Raw genomic sequence first — 23192 nt, 5'->3', positions numbered from 1 at the left:
AGTTACGATTAAACAGTTAAGCAATTAACCGATTAACCTATTTAAAATTCCGCACTCCCTGGCGTCCTTGGGAACGGAATAACATCTCTAATATTGGTCATTCCTGTTACAAATAACACCAATCTTTCAAATCCAAGTCCGAAACCAGAGTGGACTGCACTTCCAAATCTTCGGGTGTCTAAATACCACCATAGTTCTTCTTCTTCGATTCCTAAGGCTTTTATTTTTTCGACCAAAACATCAAAACGTTCTTCTCTTTGGGAACCCCCTACAATTTCTCCAATTCCTGGGAAAAGGATGTCCATTGCGCGAACGGTTTCTTTGCCTGGTTCGGTATTGTCATTCAAACGCATGTAAAATGCTTTGATGTTGGCGGGGTAATCAAACAAGATTACGGGGCATTTAAAATGCTTTTCCACCAAGTAACGTTCGTGCTCTGATTGTAAATCAGCACCCCATTCGTTGATGATAAAATTGAATTTTTTCTTTTTATTGGGTGTGCAATCTCTTAAAATGTCAATCGCCTCAGTGTAAGATACGCGTTTGAAATTATTTTCTAAAACAAAATTTAATTTTTCTAACAAAGTCATTTCGCTACGCTCCGCTTGTGGCTTTGATTTTTCTTCTTCTAACAAACGACTTTCTAAGAACTTTAAATCCTCAGCACATTTCTCCATTGCGTATTTGATGACGTACTGAATAAAATCCTCAGCCAAATCCATGTTGTCGTTCAGATCATTGAATGCCACTTCGGGTTCGATCATCCAGAACTCTGCTAAGTGACGAGAGGTGTTGGAGTTTTCAGCTCTAAAGGTGGGGCCAAAAGTGTAAATCTGACCCAATGCCATTGCAAAAGTTTCCCCTTCTAATTGTCCTGAAACGGTTAGATTAGTATGTTTTCCAAAGAAGTCTTTTTTGAAGTCAATGTTGCCTACTTCGGTTTTTGGCAAATTATCCAAGGGCAAAGCGGTTACTTTGAACATTTCACCAGCACCTTCGGCATCAGCACCTGTTATAATTGGGGTATTTACATATACAAAGCCTTTTTCTTGAAAATAGCTATGTACTGCAAATGACAATACAGAACGGACTCTCATTATGGCACCAAAAGCATTGGTTCTTACTCTAAGATGTGCATTTTCTCTTAAAAATTCCAAAGAGTGTTTCTTCGGTTGCATGGGGAATTTATCAGGATCTGAATCACCCAGGATTTCCAATTTGGAAACTTGAATCTCAAATTTTTGCCCCGCTCCTTTGCTTTCGGTCAATGTTCCTGTTACTGAAATAGCCGCTCCAGTAGTAATTCTTTTCAATATTTCGTCAGGTGTATTTTCGAAATCCACTACACATTGAATGTTGTTGATGGTAGAGCCATCATTCAAAGCAATAAACTGGTTGTTTCTAAAAGTTCTTACCCAGCCTTTTGCGTTTACTTCCTGAAGTATTGTGGAGCTGTTAAGCAAGTCTTTAACTTTTGTATGTCTCATTTTACGGCTGTTGTTTGTTTTAAACAAGGACTTTTTTTTATTACAAATATAAATCTTTTGTTAGCATGTTTGGTAATTCACAATTAGATTAATTCGAAAAAACATCCGTAAAAGGTTCCTTCTTTAATCGAAAAAACTTCCCGTTTTGAGGACAGGAAGTTCTATTGTTTGAAAGATGTTTTTTTTAATCTTCGTCTAATTCTAGTATCAAATTTGCAATCAAGGCAGTCCAACCTGTTTGGTGAGAGGCTCCTAATCCTTTACCAGTGTCTCCATCAAAAAACTCATAAAACAAATGTTGGTTTTTAAAATGTTCATCATTTGTAAATAGCTTATTTGGATCGTCAGAATGGTATTGAAATTTCCCCTCTGAATTGGCTTCAAAAAGCTTGATTAACCTCTTGCTTAGTTCGTTTGCAATTTGCTTTAAATTCATTTTCACGCCTGAACCAGTAGGGAATTCATAGACGTAATTAGGGCCATAAAAAGCATAGTACTTGCGCAAAGATTGAATAATCATATAGTTCAAAGGCATCCAGATAGGACCACGCCAGTTAGAGTTTCCTCCAAACATATTGGAACGGCTTTCACCAGGTTCGTATTGGATTTGGTGATGCCCATGATGTTGAAAAACAAAAGGATGCTTTTCATGGTATTTAGACAAGGAACGAATTCCGTAGTCGGATAAAAATTCATCCTCATCTAGCATACGAATTAGTAAATGTTCAAGTCTAAAACCACGCATAATAGAAAACAGGTAGTTTCCGTCCTCATTTGCTTCTTCAATATTAGAAATTAGTGAAGCCAGGTCAGGTCTGGTTCGAACGATTTCGGCAGCTCTGATTTTGAATTTTTTTAGTTCTTCAAAAAGATCTTTATTCATGATTTCAACCGCAAATAAAGGGATGATACCTATTAATGAACGTACTTTTAAACGATCAGTTTTTCCTGTAGACATTTCGACAACATCATAGTAAAAATTGTCTTCGTCGTCCCATAACGATATGTCTTTTTTACCGATATGGTGCATGGCCCAAGCAATATTTAAAAAGTGCCTGAAAAATTTGGCAGCCGATTCTTCATAGTTTTTATTGGTTTTCGCTAGTTCCAATGACATTCTAAGCATGTTCAATGTAAACATGGCCATCCAACTTGTGGCATCGGCTTGTTGCATTCTTGTGATGCCTTCGGGCATATGGTTGCGGTCAAAAACACCAATGTTGTCGAGGCCTAAAAAACCACCTTCAAAAAGGTCGGTTCCGCTTTTATCCTTTTGATTTACCCACCAAGTGAAGTTAATCAATAGTTTTTGGAATGCGCGCTCCAAAAATCGAGTATCGCCTTCACCAGTTCGTGTTTTGTCTTTTTCATAGACATTCCATACTGCCCAGGAATGAACCGGTGGGTTTACATCGCTAAAATTCCACTCATAGGCTGGAATTTGCCCATTAGGATGCATATAGCTTTCTTGAAGTACTAATAGTAATTGTTCTTTTGCAAAATCAGGATCTATTTCTACAAATGATGCCATATGAAAGGCTAAATCCCAAGCTGCATACCATGGATATTCCCATTTGTCTGGCATGGAAATAATGTGTCTGTTGTTCAGATGTTGCCAGCTAAAATTACGACTAGCAGGTCTATAAGGCTCAGCTTCTGATGGACCTCCAAACAACCATTTGTAAACATCATAATAATAGAACTGTTTAGTCCATAATAATCCTGAAAAGGCACTTTTAGCAATAGCTTGGTGTGTTTCGGGAATTTCTTTTTTAATAATGGAATCATAAAATTCTTCACATTCCTTTATTCTGCTTTCGAAAATTGCGTCGAAATCAGTCCAAGGATCTTCCATCATTTTTTTACTCAAGCGGATTCTGATACTTTTTTCTTCGCCTGCCTTAAGTTTTAGTTTGTGCCAAACTGCAAATTTAGAACCATCTTTTTCAGGATTTACAGTGGCTTCGCCATTTACCACATGGTTGTTTATGCCATCTTTTACATAAGGCACCTCGTTAGGGGAGTGGTAAATGCGTTGGTTGTTGGTTTCATTTTCGCAAAATAATTGCTCTCCTTTTTCATGATGTAAATAATATCTTCCGTTACGAGTACTTCGAGATTGAACGCAATTGTCATCGAGAGATTTTATAGTTGGTCGGGTATGACGATCGTTGTGTTTCCAGAAATTTCTAAACCACAGATGAGGAAGCACATGAATTTTAGCAGTTTTAGGACCTCTGTTTACAATGGTTACTTTCATCAAAATATCGCTGACATCCGCTTTAGCATATTCGATAAAGCAATCAAAATAAGCCTTTTTCTTAAAGCAATCGGTGTCTAGCAATTCAAATTCTGGTTCCTCTCTACTTCTCTGATTCTTCTTGATTAGTTCAGTATAAGGAAATTTCTTTTGCGGGTATTTGTATAAGTATTTGCAATAAGAGTGCGTAGGTGATGAAACTTGATGGAAATAAAGTTCCTTGACATCTTCACCATGATTTCCTTGATTGTTGGTTAATCCATACAATCTTTCTTTTAGAATAGGGTCTTTGCCGTTCCAAAATGCAGGAGCCAAGCACAGAATTTCACGAGAATCGCAAAACCCTCCAATACCCTCTTCTCCCCAGCGATAAGCATTGCTTCTGGCTTTATCATGATTGATAAATTCCCAGGCATTACCATCTTGGCTATAATCTTCACGCACGGTTCCCCATTGTCTTTCGGCTAGATAGGGACCCCATTTTTTCCAGTTTCTGTAGGTGTCATCAACAGCTAGTCTCTCTGCTTCAGTAGTTTTCTGAGTCATATTTCGTTGATTTTAATTATGGTATTTTAAAAAATGCAGCACTAAAAACGCACTTGCATATTGCGATAAAAATAATGTTTTTCTAAAGAAGTAGCTATTTCACTGTTTAGTATTCTTTATTTAATGATTATTCTTGGTTTCTTTTTGTTTCTAATAAAAAAAGCTGCTTTAAATTAATAAAGTTGTATTGAATTCTGTACTTGTTTTGGGATGTAGACAATTCTTTTGAGTGGAAGTTAACTTAAATTATCATTTTTCAACTAATTCTAATTCAGGTTCTTTTTCTATGTTATTTAGCACATCAATGGTAGGTTCTTTAAATTCTTGTTCGTTTGCAAGTGTTTTATTGAGTGTTAAGACCAAGCAAGGCAATAACATTAAGTTTGATAACATTCCAAAAAGTAAAGTCATCGCTATTAATCCCCCTAGCGCTACGGTGCCTCCAAAATCAGATAAAAGAAAAACAGAGAATCCTGCAAACAAAACTACAGAGGTATAGAACATACTAACGCCCGCTTCTTTAATTGTGGCGATTACCGATTTTTTTATTTTCCAGTTGTGGTTGGTAAGTTCTTGTCGATATTGTGCTAAAAAGTGAATCGTATCATCTACCGATAGCCCAAATGCAATACTAAAAACCAAGATTGTTGAAGGTTTTAGAGGAATTCCAAAATACCCCATTAGTCCAGCGGTAATCATTAGTGGTAATAGGTTTGGTATTACGGAAACCACTACCATTTTGAAGGAACGGAACATAAAAATCATTAAAACACAAATCAAGAAAACGGCAAAAAGTAAAGAAGTTACTAAATTGTCTAGGAGATATTTAGTTCCTTTTTCAAACACTAATGCTTTTCCCGTCATCACAACATCATAGCGGTCTTTTGGGAAAATCTTATTTGTTTTCTCTAATAATTTCTCCTCAATTTTGGCCATGTTTCCTGTGCCAATATCTTTCATGAAAGTGGTAATACGTGCTGTTTGCCCCGTGCTATCCACATAACTTTTCATGATGTTTTCTTTGGTGTCTTTGGTTGCATTTTTAGCATAGCTCAAAATAAAACTTTGGTCTTGAGAACTAGGCAATTCGTAATAATCGGGATTCCCGTTATAATAGGCTTGCTTGGAGTATTTAACCAGATTTAAAATAGAAATAGGTTTCGATAATTCTGGAATTGAGTCAATAGTCTCTTGTAATTCATCCATTTTTCTCAAGGTGGATGATTTCATAACTCCTTTCTTTCTTTTGGTGTCAATGGTGATTTCAAGGGGCATTACTCCATTAAACTCATTTTCGAAGAATAAAATATCTTTGAAAAAAGGAGTGTTTTGAGGCATATCTTCAATTAAACTGCCCGAAGTTTGGATTTTTAAAGCACCAAAAGTACTGATGATAAATAAAACAATCGCTACGGCATACACATAACGGCGGTTGTATTTGACCATTTTTTCTATCCATTGCATGAAAACCTTAGTGTAATTACGGTTGAGGTGTTCTAGGTGTTTGCTTTTAGGAACTGGTTGGTAACTATAGTATATTGGTATCGTGATTAAGCACAAAAAAAACAGTGCCATAATACTCAAAGAGGATATAATACCAAATTCTCTTAGTAGTTGACTATTGGTAATGATAAAAGTAGCGAAACCAGCAGCAGTAGTCAAATTAGTCATTAATGTAGCGGTTCCCACTTTGGTAATCACACGCTGTAAAGCTTTGGCTTTGTTACGGTGTGCCACATATTCTTGCTGGTATTTGTTGGTTAAGAAAATACAGTTTGGAATCCCAATTACAATCACAAGAGTTGGTACCAATGCTGTAAGGACTGTAATGTGGTAGTTAAACAATCCTAAAAGACCAAAAGTCCACATTACACCTACAATTACAATCAAAAGTGCAATTAAAGTAGCTCGGAAGGAACGGAAAAAGAAGAAGAATATTAAAGAGGTAATCAAAAGTGAAACGCCTATAAATAAGCTGATTTCATTGAGAATGCTCAAAGCGTTTAACGTTCGAATATAAGGCATTCCAGAAACGCGTAGATCAATTCCGGTTTCTTTCTCGAAAGCTTCTATTTTAGGAATAAAATCATTAACAATGTATTCTTTACGAAGTGCAGTATTCACAATTTTCTTGTCCATGTAAATTGCAGAACGCAAACTCCCATTTTGCTTGTTGAACAAAAGTCCTTCGTAAAAAGGCATGTTTTCAAATAAATCTTTTTTAACAGAATTCAAATAATCTTGTGAAGTCGTTTTGGTTGCGTCCACAAATGGAACCATTTCAAAAGTTTGGAGCGAATCATTTTTTTTAAGTTGTTTCAAATCATTGATAGAAACCACAAGCTCAATTTCCTTTTGCGTTTTAATTTCGCTCATTAATTTGTTCCAAGCAGCAAATGCTTTTGGAGTAAAAAAAGCATCGTCTTTAACACCTACTACAATTAAGTTTCCTTCTTCGCCAAATTTCTCTAAAAAGGCATTGTATTCCGTGTTGATGTTATTGTTGTCTGGAAGTAAATTGGCTTCTGTAAATGAAAACTGAATATTTTTCCATTGTAAAGCAAGTGAAACCGTTATTAGGAGAATAAGTCCAAGAATAGCAAGTCTGTTTTTAAGTACAATTCGGGCGATAAACTCCCAAAATCCTACTTTGAATATTTTTTTCATAAGTATTTTAAAATGGGGGCAAAGGTAGTGAAAACCATAGTGAAAGCGTAATTTATTTGTAAATTTTAAATCAATTTTATGGTTTTAAAAGGGCTTTTTGGTCGCTATAAAAGTTAATTTGAAGGATGTAAAAGATATTATAGAATTTACCATCTTTGTGTTGGTTTAAAAAGCGATTATTAGAAAACGATGATTTTGAAAAAATATAAAAATACACTGTTTTATTTAGGAGTTACGGGAGGGTTTACCAGCTTAATTTATTGGATAATCAACCAAGGGAAATTACTGGAATTGAAAAAATCTGTAACGATTATAGAATCCAATAATAACTCATGGAATGATTTTGTAGATTCTATGCTGCATAATTTTAAGGACCCTTTGGCAATATTACTAGCTCAAATCGTAATGATTATTTTAACAGCTCGTTTTTTTGGTTGGGTGTTTAAAAAAATTGGGCAACCTACGGTTATTGGTGAAATTATCGCTGGAATTGTCTTAGGGCCTTCTTTGGTGGGAATGTATTTTCCAGAATTCTCAGCGTCCTTGTTTCCTGTTGAATCATTAGGGAATTTGAAATTTTTAAGTCAAATAGGATTAATTCTATTCATGTTTGTTATCGGGATGGAATTAGATGTGAAAGTTTTAAAAAATAAAGCCAGTGAAGCCATTGTAATAAGTCACGCCAGTATTGTCATTCCATTTGCTTTAGGAATTGGGCTTTCTTATTTTGTTTACAATAAATTTGCTCCTGTGGGAGTAGAGTTTCTTTCCTTTAGTTTGTTTATGGGTATCGCTATGAGCATTACTGCATTTCCAGTATTGGCGAGAATTGTGCAAGAAAGAGGCATTCATAAAACACGATTAGGGGCTATCGTGATTACATGTGCTGCGGCTGACGATATCACGGCCTGGTGCTTATTAGCGGTGGTGATTGCCATTGTTAAAGCTGGTGATTTTGTAGGCTCTTTGTATGTGATTTCCTTGGCTTTTGTATATGTTTTAGCCATGATTTTTATGGTGAAGCCATTCTTGAAACGCATTGGAGATTTGTATGCAGAAAAAGAAAATATCGGAAAACCAGTGATGGCAATTTTCTTTTTGATTTTAATTTTGTCTTCTTATGCTACAGAAGTTATCGGAATTCATGCGCTTTTTGGAGCCTTTATGATGGGGGCCATTATGCCTGATATTTCTAAATTCCGAATGATATTCATTGAGAAAGTAGAAGATGTTTCAGTTATTTTACTACTGCCGTTGTTTTTTGTTTTTACGGGTTTGAATACCCAAGTAGGATTAATCAATGATAGTTATTTATGGAAAGTTACAGGAGCTATTATTGCAGTTGCCGTTATTGGGAAATTTATAGGAAGTGCGCTTGCTGCCAAATTTGTGGGGCAAAATTGGCATGATAGTTTAACCATTGGTGCCTTGATGAATACAAGAGGATTAATGGAGCTGATTGTACTAAATATAGGTTTAGAGTTGGGTGTTTTAACCCCCGAAGTTTTTACCATGATGGTTATTATGGCCTTGGTTACCACCTTTATGACAGGTCCAGCATTAGATTTATTGGATTATATTTTTAAAAATAAAAGAGATGCGGAGTTTGATGAAACAGTTGATGACGATAAATATCGAATTCTAATTTCTTTTGGAAATAATGAAAAAGGAAAATCACTGTTGCGATTAGCCAATAGTTTGACCAAAAAGCAAAAAAACTCTTCCATCATTACGGCTATGCATTTATCTCAAAGTGATGAACTCCATTCTTTTAATATGGAGGAAATTGAAAGAGAAAGTTTTGAGCCTATTTTGGATGAATCAGATCAGTTGGGAGTAAAACTAGCTTCCATCTTTAGAGTAACTAGTGATATCGAAACTGAAATTGCAGAAGTGGCCAATCATGGCGATTATGATTTGCTTTTGGTGGGTTTAGGAAAGTCCATTTTTGAGGGTACTTTATTAGGAAAAGTGATTGGGTTTACCACTCGGATTATCAATCCCGATCGTTTGATTGATAAGTTTAAAGGTAAAGAAGGTTTGTTTGAAAACTCTCCTTTTGATGAAAGAACCCGACAGATTGTGGCTAAAACTAAAAAACCTTTAGGGGTTTTGATTGATAAAGAATTACAAGATGTCAATCAGGTTTTTGTGCCTATCTTAAAATCAGATGATGCTGTTTTGATAGATTTTGTTCAAAAGCTGATTTATAATAACAATTCTAAAATTACTATTTTAGACATGAAAGGACATGTTAAAAATAATTTTGTAATTCAAAGTGCGATAGTTTCGCTATTGAATAAATACCCTAGCAACATGTCTGTAATAAGTGAAAAGGAAATGAAAGTGAGCTTGTTGCATCAGCAAGATTTGATGCTGATAAGCTTAGAAAGTTGGAAAGCAATACTAGACTCTAATAATGATTGGCTAGTTGAAGTGCCTTCTGTTTTAATTATTAAACCTTAAAAATGAGCTGGATTTTTTTAATTATTGGAGGATTATTTGAAGTCGCTTTTGCCTCTTGTTTGGGCAAAGCCAAAGAAACTTCTGGAGTAGAGTCTACTTATTGGATGTTAGGTTTTTTAGTCTCATTGACCATCAGTATGTTCTTGCTGTATAAAGCTACTCAGGTATTGCCTATAGGGACTGCTTATGCAGTTTGGACAGGAATTGGTGCGGTAGGTACGGTATTGGTTGGGGTTTTTGTATTCAAAGAACCAGCAACTTTTTGGAGGTTATTTTTTATAACGACCCTTATCATTTCTATCGTAGGTCTCAAATTTGTTTCGAGTCACTAAAGCCCTAAATTCAATACAAAACTCAGTTTGATAGCTATGTTGTCTTCAAATTTTGGTAATTGATTTGGGCCATAGCGGTAAAAAGCAGATAAACCGAGTCCGTTTAAAATTTGATTTAATTCAACCCCAGATTCGAAAAACCCTTCGTTTAAAGTTTTGTAATTTAGGCCCACATGTTGTTCCGGCTTGTCTAAATTTCCCCATGCCATCCTTGAAACAACTACAAATGAAGGTTTTATTTTAGAGAATAATTTTACTCTGTTGAAGCTGTGTTTGAGTTGGAAGAATGCAAATTCGCTAGAGAAAAACTCATTAAAATACATCGTTTCAAAACTATTTTTCCCTGCAAAAGTAATGCGTTGCGTGATGGTTTCTTTGGTGATATTATTTGGTGAAGTATTGTACAAATGGGTCAATGGGATGTTTCCTAAAGCATATCCAGCTTGCAGGAGTAAGTTTGTCTTCTGTCCGTTTAGGTATTTTTTTTCATATTCTGTTTTGAAGTCTAACTTGGTAAACGTAAAGTCATTTTCAAGTACTTTGGGTAATGATTGTGTGAACTGAAATGTGAATTTAGGGAAACGCTTTTCAATCTCGATTTTGCCATTTGGGGTCTGCATGTAGTCGCTAAAAGGATTCCATTGTAAGGAAAGCTTGGCGGTAGTCATTTGGTAATACGTGTATAGTGTGCTGTTGAGGTTGTAAGCATAATCAAATTTTGGTAATATTTCAGTATGTGAAAGCTCCCAGATACTTTCAGTTTTAGGGATAATAGCAGTTTCTAGATAGGTTCTCCAACTCACATAGTTGTAAAAAGTACTGATGTTGATGGGTCTTGGGTCGTATAGTTTAAACGGAATTTTATCGATTGAAAATGTTGTGCTTGCAATTTCTTTTACATCATCAGTGTAGGAAGCGCCAATCCACGAATTAGAAAATTTTCCAATGCGCACAGCACTGCCCAAATGATATTTGAAAGTGCCGTCTTTCGTTCCATAAGCAGTATAACCATCAATTTTGAAAACTTTAGAAAATCGTTCGTTGGTGACTCCTCCAAAACCTAAACGAAATCCTTCGTAATTATTGAAGCGAAATAATTTTCGTAAATCCATATCAAAAAAAGGCAATGGTAAATAACCATTAATGACTTTTCGACCAAAACGAATCTTACTTTCCCATTTTTTCTTCAGAGACAAACTATCTAAGGCTGAATAGGTTTTTTGCTCTCTATTGTTCAGTGGTTCATTGCGGTTTTTGTCCCAAAATTCAGTGGGTTTATTTAAGGCATTATCTTTAATTTCAATGCTTACAAATGATTTTTTAACGGTAAAGGGTTGGTTGTATTGCAAGTTGAAATTATTGGTTTGTGAAACCAAATAGACATAATCCGAAGGTTGTTTTTTTCTTCTCGAAAAATTTTCTTCAATGTCTCCATCAAATTGTATCGTGCCTCCAAGTATTTTAATATCATCATCATTTTTTCCTTTGACGATTTTAAATTTTTTAGAAGTAGGGAACCATATTTCCTGTTCTGGAATATAGGAGAATTCGTGCGTTCCGCTAATGTCAAGTACCCCTTTGATGCGCATTACCGCTTTTGTAACGGCATAGTTTTTTTGATCTATGTAGAGTAAACCTTCTAAGCCTGACTGTTTGCTTTTTTTCTTATTTTTAAAATGTATTATATAAGCCGTTCTGCCTGATATGGTGATACTGTCGAGTAGTTTGTAAAGGTATTGACTAGGTGCATTATGTGATAAGGGGCTATTGTACTTGGTTTCAAACAACTCGTATTTATCGTCATAAACGGAAAATGATTGAAGGTTGAATCCAATAATTTCGTAAATAGGCTGTTTTAGCCCAGCCATTTTAGTCCCCAAGATGGTTTCTTTTAAAACATGGTCTTTAAATTGAAAATGAGAAACCTTTTCAGTTAGGAACAAGTCATGTTTGTCTATGGTTTCTTTGAATTTGTAATTTGTGGAGTCCATTTTACGAAAGATTAACTGCCCCTTTTTTTGAATATAAACCGAGTCTATTTTTCCTGATAGAGAATCTGGAGGAGCGCTTACAGATAGTTTGTTGTAGGCTTTAAATTCAAAACTGGAGAGTTTTTCTTTTGGATTGTTGTCGTTTTTGGACGCTATTGCTTTCTGAATAATGGTTGATGCTGTAAGTTTATTGCGTAGGTTTTTGTTGTCAAATGTATTTTTACTAGGTGAAAGGTAAATGGGGTAAAAGTTAACCTTGCTAGAGATGAGAATTTTTGCTTTTGAATAACCCACATAATAAGTTTCAAGAGTCGTTTGGCTTGCTTGAATTTCTAATGAGAATTTTCCATCTACATCAGTAATCGTTTTATGGTCTTTGTTTAAAGTAATAGAGGCAAAAGGAAGTGGTTTGTTTGTTTCAGCGTCAGCTACAATGCCGCTAATATGAAATTGCGCTTGAGTAGTGAAAGCTATAAATAAAAGAAATAACCAAAAATATTTCATGGAGTCAGTTTCTTGTCAAACGAGTGAATTGCTATTTTGTTATGGCAAAAATAGGAATAAAAAAATCCGTTTACAGAGCAAACGGATTTAATGTTATAGTTGACGACAATTAAACTTTCATAATTTCAGCTTCTTTAACAGCCAAAAGTTCGTCGATTTTTTTGATATAACTATTGGTTAAGTTTTGTACTTCCTCTTCTGCACTTTTACAAATGTCTTCAGAAGTGCCTTCTTTTTCTAATTTTTTAATTTCCGTATTGGCATCTTTACGAGAATTTCTAATTCCAATTTTAGCGTCTTCCGCTTCTGATTTAGCTTGTTTGGCTAAGTCGCGTCTTCTGTCCTCTGTCAATGGAGGGACACTGATGATGATTAAATCACCATTATTCATTGGGTTGAAACCTAGATTAGCAATCATGATCGCTTTTTCAATCGTTTGCAACATGTTTTTTTCAAAAGGCTGTAACGTAATCGTTCTAGCGTCAGGTGTACTCACTTTAGCTACTTGCGATAGTGGCGTTGATGATCCGTAATAATCAACAAATACACTTCCTAACATCGCTGGAGAAGCTTTTCCAGCACGAATGTTAACAAATGATTTTTCTAAATGTGCAATCGAACCTTCCATAGATTCTTTAGCACTGTCCAATATAAAATCGATTTCTTCAGTCATCTTTTTGAATTTTATGTTTTAGAATTAGTTTTCGTTTTAGGCTTTCAATATTGCTGAAAACTTAAAACGGAATATTGGAAACTAGATGTTTACTACAGTTCCTATATTATCTCCGTTACAAATTTTCTCTAGGTTGCCTATTTTGTTCATATCAAAAATAACGATAGGTAATTTATTTTCTTGGCTTAATGTAAAGGCAGTAGTATCCATTACATTTAATCCTTTTTTCAATACATCTTCAAAAGAGATGGTGTCAAACTTAACCGCTGAAGCGTTTTTCTCTGGATCAGAATCATATACTCCGTCTACGCGTGTTCCTTTTAAGATGACATCGGCATTGATTTCTACTCCTCTCAAAACTGCTGCTGTATCCGTTGTAAAATAAGGGTTTCCTGTTCCAGCACCAAAAATTACGATTCTACCTTTTTCAAGATGACGCACCGCTCTTCTTTTGATATAAGGCTCTGCAATAGCTTCAATTTTCAAAGCTGTTTGCAATCTAGTCAACATTCCTTTGTCCTCAAGCGCACCTTGCAATGCCATTCCGTTGATGATGGTGGCAAGCATTCCCATGTAGTCGCCTTGTACTCTGTCCATACCGGCACTAGCGCCAGCAACTCCTCTAAAGATATTTCCTCCTCCAATTACGATTGCAATTTCTACTCCTTTGTTGTGGATTTTTTGGATTTCTTCAGCATATTCAGCTAATCTTACGGGGTCAATTCCGTATTGTTTATCTCCCATTAAAGCTTCGCCACTTAATTTCAGAAGAATTCTTTTATATTTCATGAGTTTGTTGAGTTGTTTGGTGCAAATATAGTCATATTCTTTTTTTTTGAAATAGGGAGGCTGTTTTTTATAGTAAGTTTTGATTTAATTTTTTCTTTTAATTAAATAAGGTAAAACCACTAGTAATTTGAACGTTTTTTCTTTTTATTGATTTAAAATTAATATTTAAAACTTATTATTCTTACAAAATAGCAGTAATTTTGAGCAAGATATTTTTATTTATTATGAAACAAATAGTATTAGCGTTTTGCATTTTATTATGCTCTTGTGAAATTCAATATGACGGTGAAACAAAATTGGTTGTAACGGGGAAAATTTTGGATGAAAACGGTAGCCCTATTCAAAATAAAAATATTGGAGTTTTAATATATGGTGGAGGTACATTCATGCCCAGTGATAAAATATCTTATGGATTTTCAGATTCAATGGGGTATTTTACTTTGATATTTCCTGCGCCAAAAGGAGATTACAATATTATGACCGTTATTAATGAGGACGATAATGTTTTTCAGGACAAACATATCAGTTCTAAAATTAAAAATTTCAATAACTATAAGTTAGACTTAAACGCAATCACCTTATTTAGGAAGGAATCAATTACTAGCTTGCGATTGATTTTAAATAATACCACTACAAAGAAAGGGATTACAAGCATTGAAATCGAGGGGAAGGTACCTGAATTCGATGTTGATTTAAACCTTAATCCAGATAATCTAGGATATTTCAATACATATTATAATGTAATTAAAAATCAAACGGTTAGTCTTAAATATACAGTTTCTGATTTTTCAACTAGTCCATCTTCCATGTCCTATACTATTTCAATCCCTATTAATAGTGAAGCGGTGACTTACACAATAAATTATTAAATGATGAAATACAGTGTTGTTTTTGTTTTAGTATGCTTCAATATAGTAGTTGGGCAAACAAGTTCTAAAGTAGGAGTTGAACCAGAGATTAATATCCATGCAGTAGCGCCTATTCATTTTGGAGATAATTACTTATCAAAAGCTAATAATCCTGATGTGGGTTTTGCGGTTAATTTGATGCTAGCTCAATTCCAAAAAATTAAATTGGGTTTGGGATATGATTATTTGAATTACCTCGTTACTGATATTTCCAAAGCAGGAAATTATCAAAATAGTCGTTATCATTCTGTTTACGGTATTCTTGCTTATGACATAAAGTTCTCAAAAGAACTTTTCTTAGAGCCTTATGTTGGTTTAGGCTCCGTAAATCTAAAATTTAAAGATAGGAATCGAAGTTTTGGTGAGCAATCAGGAATGGACTTTAGGATTGGATGTAAAGGTAATTATTCATTTGATAGAACAATCTCTGCTTTTGTTGGCGTAGGTTATGTTGCTACAAAATATGATGTCCATACTAATCCTGAATTTGTTTCTTTTTATGATAATTCGAAAATGCTTCAATTAATAGTTGGTTTAAGATTCAATTTGTATAACAAATAATTTTACAAATTGAGTTCTTCAAATGAATCTTTGGCTGCTTCATAACCAATGTCAAATATGTTTTTCATTTTGGCTTTATTAGTTTCAAAGGTGCTGTAAATGCTCAGTTCTTCAGGTTTGATTACCCAGTCGCAAACAGTAAATTTTTGAGTATCTGAATTAGCTGAAAAGATGTCAAAAGCTCTTGTAGTTACGGCTCTAATCGAATTCAAATCTGTCGCTTTTATTTTTTGAATAGGACTGACGTAAATGCCTATTATTTTTTCACATTGACCGTACAGTACATCCGATGGGAAATGATTTAGAATTCCGCCATCACTATAGGTTTCTCCATTGATTTCATAAGGAGATATAATACCGGGAAAAGCAGAAGAAGCGATGAGAGCATCCACAATTCTTGTTTTGGTGTCAAAAATTTTAAGACGACCACGAACCATATTGGTAGCGGTAACTTGTACAGGGATGTTTAAGTCACCTAATGTTGCGTCCTGAAATATAGAATAAAAGTTGTCTCGAAAGGATTCAGAGTCAATAAGTCCTGCTTTTTTGAAAGTAAGATGTCTCCAGTGGAAAATATAGATGGATTGAAAAAATTCTAAAATTTCTTCTGGAGTTTTCCCAATGGCGTATAATGCCGCGACAATTGAGCCTGCACTAGTACCTGCAATTTTATCAGGGATAATGTTTTGTTCAATTAAAAATTTAAGTGCTCCAGCATGCGCAATTCCTTTAGCGCCACCTCCAGAAAGCACAAGACCAGTTGTCTTTTTCTCTATACTCATTCGTTAACGGTTGTTTTTATAAAAATACAATATTCAATTGTTTTTTTTTATTTTTTTTGAGTTGGAGTATTTTGATATGTGCTCCCATTTCACGGAAGGTTTTTATGAAGTGGTTTTTGAGTCTTTTTTATTTTTTTATTTTTAATTAAAATATTTTTGTATCTTAGTGACTGCCAACCAGATCTATTGTTTTCTGATTTACTTTTTTTATGAGTGTTAATTAATTGTCTAACGATTTTAAAGCTAACATCATGAAAAAATTTTTCGAAAAACTGTATGATTTATTTTCTCGTTTTCTATTTGGAAATGAAAATATTTCCCATTATTAAACTTTGGTTAAGACCATTGGTTAGTAGAAAATGGAAATTTAACGTAGATCTTAGAAGCACATTTTAAATTTACTAAATTTATAATGTGTTTTTGCACGTCTACATAGTATCTATGATATGCTGTTCAAATAAAGTTACATCTATAGCATTTGCAACATCATACTCACCTATTTTGGTTCTTCTTAAAGTAGTTAAATGAGAGCCAGAGTGCATTGCTTTGCCAAAATCATAAGCAAGTGAACGAATATAAGTGCCTTTGCTACATACTACTCTAAAATCAATTTCAGGTAATGCAATTCGTGTAATTTCAAACTCGTGAATTGTAGTTTTTCGGGAGGCAATTTCTATTGTTTCTCCCGCTCTTGCGTGTTCGTATAAACGAACACCATCTTTTTTTATAGCCGAAAAAATAGGAGGTTTTTGGTCTATTTCCCCTAAAAACTGTTTTGTAGTCTCATGTATTAGTTCCTCATTAATGTGTGCAGTTGGGAATTCTTGGTCAATCTCTGTTTCTAGATCGTAAGAAGGGGTGGTTGCCCCAATATAAAAAGTACCTGTGTATTCCTTGGCTTGACCTTGGATTTCAGTTATTCTTTTGGTGAATTTCCCAGTACAAATAATTAAAAGTCCCGTAGCTAAAGGGTCTAGTGTTCCTGCGTGACCTATTTTGAATTTTTTAGGAAGCCCAACTTTGTTGATGAGGGTGTACTTCAACTTATTTACAGCCTGAAAAGAACTCCACTTCAAAGGTTTGTCAATCAGGATGATTTGTCCGTTTAAGTAGTCTTCGGCTGTCATTAGATAATGGTCAAGGGATGGATGAAAAAATGAATAATCAGTAAAGTAATTCCAACAATGATACGGTAGTATCCAAAAATCTTAAATCCTTTTCGGCTTAAGAAATCAATAAAGCTTTTGATGGCTAATAAAGCTACTATAAAGGCAATAACATTTCCGATGATTAATAAGTTTATTTGGTCTTCAGATAAAACGAATCCATCTTTGTAATAATCATAACATTTTTTTACGGTAGCGCCAAACATGGTAGGGACAGCAAGAAAAAAAGAAAACTCGGCTGCTGAAGTTCGCGATAAGTTTTGTGACATTCCACCAACAATACTTGCTCCTGAACGAGAAACCCCAGGAACCATCGCTAAACATTGAAATAATCCAATTTTAAAAGCTTTTAGATAAGTGACTTCTGTATTATCAGAAGTGTTGAACCAATCGTCTACTTTTAGTAAAATAATTCCTCCAATCAATAATGAGACGGCAACGGTAACAGGATTTTCTAATAGTTTGTCGATAGCATCGCTTAACAATAGTCCTAACACTACTGCTGGAATGAAAGCGACCAGTAATTTAAAATAAAAGTCAAATGATTGAAAAAAGCGCTTGAAATACAAAATGATTACAGAAAGAATAGCTCCTAATTGTATGACAATCGTAAAAAGCTTTGTAAAATCATCTTGAGCTATCCCATAAAAGGAGGAGGCGATAATCATATGTCCAGTAGAAGAAACAGGTAGAAATTCAGTAATTCCTTCAATAATTGCAAGGACAATGGCTTGTATTGTGTTCATTATGGTGTTGTTGCGATTTTAAGAATTCCAAGTGCAAAAGTGCATTGCTTACTTATTGGATTTAAGAATAGAATATATTGTGATTCCAAAACCAATTAAAACGGTTGTTGGTGCTAATCGGATTCTTCTAAAATTAAAAATATCTTCGTTAAATACATTTGGGTCGTCACTACCACCACCAGACATTAGTATGAAGCCTAGGGCAATTACAGCTAATCCAATTAAAAGAATTTTATAATTTACTTTATCGAATAAGAATTCGGGTTTGTTATTTTCCATTTTTATTTTAGTGTAATTCAAAATAATTAGCAAGTCTGCATTGTTTAATTCCTTAATCCAGAAATCCTAATTCCTTAATTAGTATAAATCGTCTGTTCTTAAATTTAAGAATCTTTGTGTAGCAAAATGAGTACTTATCCAAGTGATTAAAACACCTATTCCGAAAACTGCTAGAAAAACACTACCGATTAAAATTTTGTTTTCAAGGATTTGTAGGTCTGGAAAATTTGTTTCAACATACAAAAGTAAAGCGATTAATGCGATGATGGCCAGTGTAGCGCCAATCATGCCTAGTCTTACACTTCGCATCACAAAAGGTTTGCGAATAAATGATTTGGTTGCTCCTACCATTTGCATGGTTTTGATGATGAATCTATTGGAATAAATCGACAAACGCAACGAGCTATTGATTAATAGTACGGCAATAAAAGTCAGGAAGCAGCTGATAATCAAAATCCACATGCTTACTTTTTTGATATTGTCATTTACTAAATTTACTAATTGTTTGTCATATACAATGTCGGATATAAGTTCGTTTTGACGTAACTGAGTCTCAATTTTTGCTATACTGTCTCGCTCAACGTACTTGGCTTTTAGGTGTATGTCGTAGGAGTTTTGCAAAGGGTTTTCGCCTAGAAATGTTAGAAAATCTTCGCCGATAATATCAGTATGTTGCTTGGCAGCTTGCTCCTTGGTTACAAAAACGGATGATTTAGCATAGGCCGCTTTTTTTAGTTCTGTTCCAAATGTTTTCAACTCAGCATCGGTAGCTTCGTTTTTGAAAAAGACAGTCATGGCAATTTTTTCTTTGAAATCATCAGCTAATTTTTTCGAATTAATGATGAAAAGACCTAAGGTGCCCAATAGGAACAAGACCAAGAATATACTCAGTACTACAGAGAAATAGGATGAAATTAATCTGCGTTTTTGAAACTTTTCAAATGAAGAACTCATAGTGTTTTTTAATTATGCCGTAAAAATAATAAAGTATTTCTTTATTTGAAGTTAATAACGTTCAAAGTTTTGACTTTCGTACAATAAACGTAAATTTGCGCCTTTATAATTTAAGCGAAACTTTGAAACTTAGTGTCTTTAGACCTTAGAACCTTACTGTGATGAAATACAATCCGAATGAAATTGAAGCCAAATGGCAAAAATACTGGGCAGACAATAAAACTTTTGCAGCTTCCAACACCTCTGACAAACCTAAACATTACGTATTAGATATGTTTCCTTATCCTTCAGGAGCAGGTTTGCATGTGGGGCATCCGTTAGGGTATATTGCTTCGGATGTGTATTCGAGATTCAAACGTCATCAAGGTTTTAATGTGTTGCACCCAATGGGCTACGATAGTTTTGGATTGCCAGCGGAACAATATGCGATTCAAACCGGACAACGTCCAGAAGATACCACTCGTGTAAATATTGACGGTGGTTTTGATAAAGAAGGAAACCAAATTGCAGGTTATCGTAAACAATTAGACAAAATAGGATTTTCATTTGATTGGGATCGTGAAGTACGCACATCAAATCCTGATTATTATAAACATACACAGTGGATTTTTATCCAGTTGTTCAACTCTTGGTATAATAAAAGTTCAGACAAAGCAGAAGATATTTCGACCTTGATTTCGATTTTTGAAAAAGAAGGTAATGGAAATGTGAATGCTGTTTGTGATGATAATATTGAAGGTTTTTCAGCTGCAGAATGGAACGCTTTCGCGAAAGCGCAACAAGAAAAAATACTATTGCAATACCGAATGACCTACCTAGCAGAAACCGAAGTAAACTGGTGTCCTGGATTAGGAACGGTTTTGGCTAATGACGAAATCATCAACGGCGTTTCAGAACGTGGTGGCTATCCGGTGGTTCGAAAAAAAATGACGCAATGGAGCATGCGTATTTCGGCTTATGCAGAGCGTTTGTTACAAGGTTTGAATGAAATTGATTGGACAGAAAGTATTAAAGAAAGTCAACGCAACTGGATTGGAAAATCGGTTGGGGCGATGGTTTCTTTTAAAGTGAATGGACATCAAGAAAATATTTCGGTATTCACCACTCGTCCTGATACTATTTTTGGAGTGACGTTTATGACTTTGGCACCAGAACACGAATTGGTAGCCAAGATCACAACTCCAGAACAAAAAGCAGCTGTGGAAGCCTATATCGAAAAAACAGCCAAACGTTCGGAGCGTGAGCGTATGGCCGATGTAAAAACCATCTCGGGTGTGTTTACAGGTGCGTATGCGGAACATCCATTCACCAAAGAGCCGATTCCAGTTTGGATTGGGGATTATGTTTTGGCGGGTTACGGAACTGGGGCTGTAATGGCAGTGCCTTGTGGTGATGAGAGAGATTATGCTTTTGCAAATCATTTTAATATTCCTATCAAAAATATTTTCGATAAAGACATTTCGGAAGCAGCTTTTGGAGGGAAAGAAGGTTTTGAATTAGTAAATTCTGATTTCTTAAATGGATTAGGTTATAAAAAAGGAACACAAAAAGTTATTGAAGAATTAGAAAAACTAGGTCAAGGGCATGGTAAAGTAAATTACCGTTTGCGTGATGCGGTTTTCTCGCGCCAACGTTATTGGGGTGAACCTTTCCCAGTGTATTATGTGGATGGTTTGCCACAGATGATTGATGCGCAACATTTACCTATTATCTTGCCTGAAGTGGAGAAATATTTGCCAACAGAAGATGGTTTGCCACCCTTAGGAAATGCTGCCGTTTGGGCTTGGGATAGTGTTCAGTGTACAGTGGTTAGTAATCAGTTGATAGACAATGTGACCATTTTCCCTTTAGAGTTAAACACCATGCCAGGTTGGGCAGGAAGTTCTTGGTACTGGATGCGTTATATGGATGCTAAAAACGAAACCGAATTTGCGAGTCAAGAGGCCTTGAAATACTGGGAATCGGTAGATTTATACATTGGTGGAAGCGAACATGCTACAGGTCACTTACTGTATTCTCGTTTTTGGAACAAATTCTTAAAAGACAAAGGTTTTGCTCCAACCGAAGAGCCATTCAAGAAACTGATCAATCAGGGAATGATTTTGGGGACGAGTGCTTTTGTGTATAGACTGGAAGGGACAAATACTTTTGTTTCTAAAAATAAAATTGAAGGACAAGCAGTTCAGCCAATTCATACCGATGTTTCCTTTGTAAATGCTTCTGACGAATTAGATATTGAGAAATTCAAAAAATTCAGAGAAGAGTACGCTAACGCTGAATTCATTTGTGATGAAAACGGCAAATACATTGTAGGTCGTGAAGTCGAAAAAATGTCGAAATCGAAATACAATGTAGTAACTCCAGATAATATTTGTGATGAATACGGAGCAGATACCTTGCGTTTGTACGAAATGTTCTTAGGGCCATTGGAGCAAGCAAAGCCTTGGAATACGGCTGGTATTTCGGGAGTTTTTGGTTTCTTGAAGAAATTATGGCGTTTGTATTTTGATGAAAATGGTTTGATTGTTACCAATGACGCACCAACCAAAGACAACTTGAAATCATTACACAAAACCATTAAAAAAGTGTCTGAGGATATCGAGAGTTTCTCTTTCAATACCTCAGTTTCGCAGTTTATGATTTGCGTGAATGAATTGTCAACGCAAGGTTGTCATTCTCGTGCAATTTTAGAGCCATTGGCGATTGTGATTTCGTCATATGCGCCACATATCGCTGAAGAATTATGGAGTGCTTTAGGGCATGAAGGTTCGATTGCTACGGTGGCTTTTCCAAAATTCGAAGAAAAACATTTGATAGAATCTGAAAAAGAATACCCTGTTTCGTTTAACGGAAAAATGCGTTTCACCATCAAATTGCCTTTGGATTTGACTAAAGAACAAATTGAGGAAATCGTAATGAAAGACGAAAGAACTCAAAAACAACTTGACGGTAAAACACCAAATAAGGTGATTATTGTTCCAGGTAAAATTATAAATTTAGTAGGGTAGAGATGCATTGCATCTGTACTGAAAAATAATTTTAAAAAAAGCCAAATTTCAACAGTTGTTGGAATTTGGTTTTTTTGATTTTAGTATTGTTATTTAATAAATATTTAACCAATGTCAAATTGTCATTTTTGTAAATTGGTTCAGAATTTGATTCTTAATAATCAAATTTTAAACTTAAAAGATAAAAAATATGGGAAGTGGATATTTAATACTTGCGGGTCTAATTATGCTGTTCAGCTGGTTAGTAAGTTCAAGATTGAAGAGTAAATTTGAACATTATTCTAAATTGCATTTACGAAATAATATGAGTGGAGCGGAAATTGCTCAAAAAATGCTGGCTGATAATGGGATTTACGATGTACGTGTTATTTCGACACCAGGTCAGCTGACGGATCATTACAATCCTGCTGATAAAACGGTAAATTTGAGTGAAGCAGTGTACAACCAGCGCAATGCGGCAGCAGCTGCAGTCGCAGCTCATGAATGTGGTCATGCGGTGCAACATGCTGTAGGGTATGAATGGTTGACTATGCGTTCTAAGTTGGTTCCTTTTGTAAATGTAGCTTCTACTTATATGCAATGGGTATTGCTTGGGGGGATTTTGTTATTGAACACTTTTCCTGGATTGTTGTTGTTTGGGATTATTTTGTTTTCGGTAACGACTATTTTTTCCATTGTGACATTACCAGTAGAGTATGACGCTAGTAACCGTGCTTTGGCCTGGCTTAAAAACAAAAACATGTTGAATCAAGCTGAATACGCTGGAGCTGAAGATTCATTAAAATGGGCAGCTCGTACCTATGTGGTAGCGGCGCTTGGTTCAATTGCTACTTTATTGTATTATCTGTCGATTTATTTAGGCGGAAGTAGAAGGGATTAATTTTAAAAAACACCTATTCAAATAATTCCAGATTTTCTATTAAACTTCGTGACGAGGCTGGATATTTAATAAAAACTGACACTCACGGATTGTTTTAAATGAGAAATACTTTGTATTAAAAAAGTGGAATTTGGGATAATAAAGGTTTTATAAGTAAAAAAAGGGCTGTCTTAATTTAGACAGCCCTTTTTGG

General features: G+C 35.0%; 17 protein-coding genes. 6 read left to right on the top strand and 11 right to left on the bottom strand.

Annotated elements, in window-relative coordinates; translation table 11 throughout:
• Positions 1–41 precede the first annotated feature (41 nt).
• The 3 genes from asnS to ACNH59_RS04520 all read right to left on the bottom strand — a co-directional run bounded on the left by asnS (position 42) and on the right by ACNH59_RS04520 (position 6960).
• Positions 42–1487: an asparagine--tRNA ligase gene (gene asnS, locus ACNH59_RS04530; RefSeq protein ID WP_418264244.1), complete on the bottom strand. Its 1446-nt coding sequence runs from the start codon at positions 1485–1487 to the stop codon at positions 42–44.
• A 184-nt stretch (positions 1488–1671) separates the two neighbouring features.
• Positions 1672–4293: an MGH1-like glycoside hydrolase domain-containing protein gene (locus ACNH59_RS04525; RefSeq protein ID WP_418264243.1), complete on the bottom strand. Its 2622-nt coding sequence runs from the start codon at positions 4291–4293 to the stop codon at positions 1672–1674.
• Positions 4294–4542: 249 nt separating this feature from the next.
• Positions 4543–6960 (bottom strand): efflux RND transporter permease subunit, encoded by a 2418-nt coding sequence (locus ACNH59_RS04520; protein WP_418264242.1) that lies wholly within the window; start codon positions 6958–6960, stop codon positions 4543–4545.
• Positions 6961–7155: 195 nt separating this feature from the next.
• On the opposite strand from ACNH59_RS04520, the gene ACNH59_RS04515 reads away from it, so the two are divergent.
• Positions 7156–9426, top strand: a complete 2271-nt coding sequence (locus ACNH59_RS04515) for a cation:proton antiporter (RefSeq protein WP_418264241.1) — start codon at positions 7156–7158, stop codon at positions 9424–9426.
• Positions 9427–9428: 2 nt separating this feature from the next.
• Entirely contained in the window at positions 9429–9758 is a 330-nt protein-coding gene (locus ACNH59_RS04510) for a DMT family transporter (protein WP_418264240.1), read from the top strand.
• Here ACNH59_RS04510 and ACNH59_RS04505 read toward each other — a convergent pair.
• The 3 genes from ACNH59_RS04505 to pyrH all read right to left on the bottom strand — a co-directional run bounded on the left by ACNH59_RS04505 (position 9755) and on the right by pyrH (position 13715).
• Positions 9755–12253 (bottom strand): DUF5686 family protein, encoded by a 2499-nt coding sequence (locus ACNH59_RS04505; RefSeq protein WP_418264239.1) that lies wholly within the window; start codon positions 12251–12253, stop codon positions 9755–9757. The genes ACNH59_RS04510 and ACNH59_RS04505 overlap by 4 nt on opposite strands.
• A gap of 109 nt (positions 12254–12362) precedes the next feature.
• A complete protein-coding gene (gene frr, locus ACNH59_RS04500) occupies positions 12363–12926 on the bottom strand; it encodes a ribosome recycling factor (protein ID WP_418264238.1) in 564 nt (187 codons plus the stop codon).
• A gap of 81 nt (positions 12927–13007) precedes the next feature.
• Entirely contained in the window at positions 13008–13715 is a 708-nt protein-coding gene (pyrH, locus tag ACNH59_RS04495) for a UMP kinase (protein WP_418264237.1), read from the bottom strand.
• Between the two features lie 224 nt (positions 13716–13939).
• Between pyrH and ACNH59_RS04490 the strand changes: the two genes are divergently transcribed.
• Together ACNH59_RS04490 and ACNH59_RS04485 are read left to right on the top strand one after the other, a co-directional pair.
• Complete coding sequence (locus ACNH59_RS04490; RefSeq protein ID WP_418264236.1) at positions 13940–14584, top strand: hypothetical protein; 645 nt, start codon at positions 13940–13942, stop codon at positions 14582–14584.
• Positions 14585–15184, top strand: coding sequence for a hypothetical protein (locus ACNH59_RS04485; protein ID WP_418264235.1), 600 nt, complete (start codon positions 14585–14587; stop codon positions 15182–15184).
• Positions 15185–15186: 2 nt separating this feature from the next.
• On the opposite strand, the gene ACNH59_RS04480 is transcribed toward ACNH59_RS04485, so the two are convergent.
• From ACNH59_RS04480 to ACNH59_RS04460, 5 genes are all read right to left on the bottom strand, one after another.
• Positions 15187–15966 (bottom strand): patatin-like phospholipase family protein, encoded by a 780-nt coding sequence (locus ACNH59_RS04480; protein WP_418264234.1) that lies wholly within the window; start codon positions 15964–15966, stop codon positions 15187–15189.
• Positions 15967–16394: 428 nt separating this feature from the next.
• Entirely contained in the window at positions 16395–17093 is a 699-nt protein-coding gene (gene truB, locus ACNH59_RS04475) for a tRNA pseudouridine(55) synthase TruB (RefSeq protein WP_418264233.1), read from the bottom strand.
• Positions 17093–17878, bottom strand: coding sequence for an undecaprenyl-diphosphate phosphatase (locus ACNH59_RS04470; protein ID WP_418264232.1), 786 nt, complete (start codon positions 17876–17878; stop codon positions 17093–17095). The genes truB and ACNH59_RS04470 overlap by 1 nt, the downstream gene beginning before the upstream one ends.
• Before the next feature lie 48 nt (positions 17879–17926).
• Positions 17927–18157 carry a DUF3098 domain-containing protein gene (locus ACNH59_RS04465; RefSeq protein WP_418264231.1) on the bottom strand — a complete coding sequence of 77 codons (231 nt, stop codon included), beginning with the start codon at positions 18155–18157 and terminating at the stop codon, positions 17927–17929.
• Positions 18158–18235: 78 nt separating this feature from the next.
• Positions 18236–19111 (bottom strand): cell division protein FtsX, encoded by an 876-nt coding sequence (locus ACNH59_RS04460; protein WP_418264230.1) that lies wholly within the window; start codon positions 19109–19111, stop codon positions 18236–18238.
• A gap of 161 nt (positions 19112–19272) precedes the next feature.
• Here ACNH59_RS04460 and leuS point away from each other — a divergent pair, with 161 nt between their 5' ends.
• Both leuS and ACNH59_RS04450 read left to right on the top strand, forming a co-directional pair.
• Positions 19273–22119 carry a leucine--tRNA ligase gene (leuS, locus tag ACNH59_RS04455; protein ID WP_418264229.1) on the top strand — a complete coding sequence of 949 codons (2847 nt, stop codon included), beginning with the start codon at positions 19273–19275 and terminating at the stop codon, positions 22117–22119.
• A gap of 190 nt (positions 22120–22309) precedes the next feature.
• On the top strand, positions 22310–22999 hold the full coding sequence (locus ACNH59_RS04450; protein ID WP_418264228.1) for a zinc metallopeptidase: 690 nt from the start codon (positions 22310–22312) through the stop codon (positions 22997–22999).
• Positions 23000–23192 lie beyond the last annotated feature (193 nt).

This window comes from Flavobacterium faecale (assembly GCF_048320115.1).
In the GTDB taxonomy this organism is placed as follows: Bacteria; Bacteroidota; Bacteroidia; order Flavobacteriales; family Flavobacteriaceae; genus Flavobacterium; species Flavobacterium faecale_A.
Note: the sequence above shows the minus strand (reverse complement) of the source record. Positions and strands in the feature narration are given on the sequence as shown.

Excerpts from the sequence above, each read along its gene's own strand:
- asnS (WP_418264244.1), bottom strand. The coding sequence starts at position 1,487 with ATGAGACATACAAAAGTTAAAGACTTGCTTAACAGCTCCACAATACTT.
- ACNH59_RS04525 (WP_418264243.1), bottom strand. The coding sequence starts at position 4,293 with ATGACTCAGAAAACTACTGAAGCAGAGAGACTAGCTGTTGATGACACC.
- ACNH59_RS04520 (WP_418264242.1), bottom strand. The coding sequence starts at position 6,960 with ATGAAAAAAATATTCAAAGTAGGATTTTGGGAGTTTATCGCCCGAATT.
- ACNH59_RS04510 (WP_418264240.1), top strand. The coding sequence starts at position 9,429 with ATGAGCTGGATTTTTTTAATTATTGGAGGATTATTTGAAGTCGCTTTT.
- ACNH59_RS04505 (WP_418264239.1), bottom strand. The coding sequence starts at position 12,253 with ATGAAATATTTTTGGTTATTTCTTTTATTTATAGCTTTCACTACTCAA.
- frr (WP_418264238.1), bottom strand. The coding sequence starts at position 12,926 with ATGACTGAAGAAATCGATTTTATATTGGACAGTGCTAAAGAATCTATG.
- pyrH (WP_418264237.1), bottom strand. The coding sequence starts at position 13,715 with ATGAAATATAAAAGAATTCTTCTGAAATTAAGTGGCGAAGCTTTAATG.
- ACNH59_RS04490 (WP_418264236.1), top strand. The coding sequence starts at position 13,940 with ATGAAACAAATAGTATTAGCGTTTTGCATTTTATTATGCTCTTGTGAA.
- ACNH59_RS04485 (WP_418264235.1), top strand. The coding sequence starts at position 14,585 with ATGATGAAATACAGTGTTGTTTTTGTTTTAGTATGCTTCAATATAGTA.
- ACNH59_RS04480 (WP_418264234.1), bottom strand. The coding sequence starts at position 15,966 with ATGAGTATAGAGAAAAAGACAACTGGTCTTGTGCTTTCTGGAGGTGGC.
- truB (WP_418264233.1), bottom strand. The coding sequence starts at position 17,093 with ATGACAGCCGAAGACTACTTAAACGGACAAATCATCCTGATTGACAAA.
- ACNH59_RS04470 (WP_418264232.1), bottom strand. The coding sequence starts at position 17,878 with ATGAACACAATACAAGCCATTGTCCTTGCAATTATTGAAGGAATTACT.
- ACNH59_RS04465 (WP_418264231.1), bottom strand. The coding sequence starts at position 18,157 with ATGGAAAATAACAAACCCGAATTCTTATTCGATAAAGTAAATTATAAA.
- ACNH59_RS04460 (WP_418264230.1), bottom strand. The coding sequence starts at position 19,111 with ATGAGTTCTTCATTTGAAAAGTTTCAAAAACGCAGATTAATTTCATCC.
- leuS (WP_418264229.1), top strand. The coding sequence starts at position 19,273 with ATGAAATACAATCCGAATGAAATTGAAGCCAAATGGCAAAAATACTGG.
- ACNH59_RS04450 (WP_418264228.1), top strand. The coding sequence starts at position 22,310 with ATGGGAAGTGGATATTTAATACTTGCGGGTCTAATTATGCTGTTCAGC.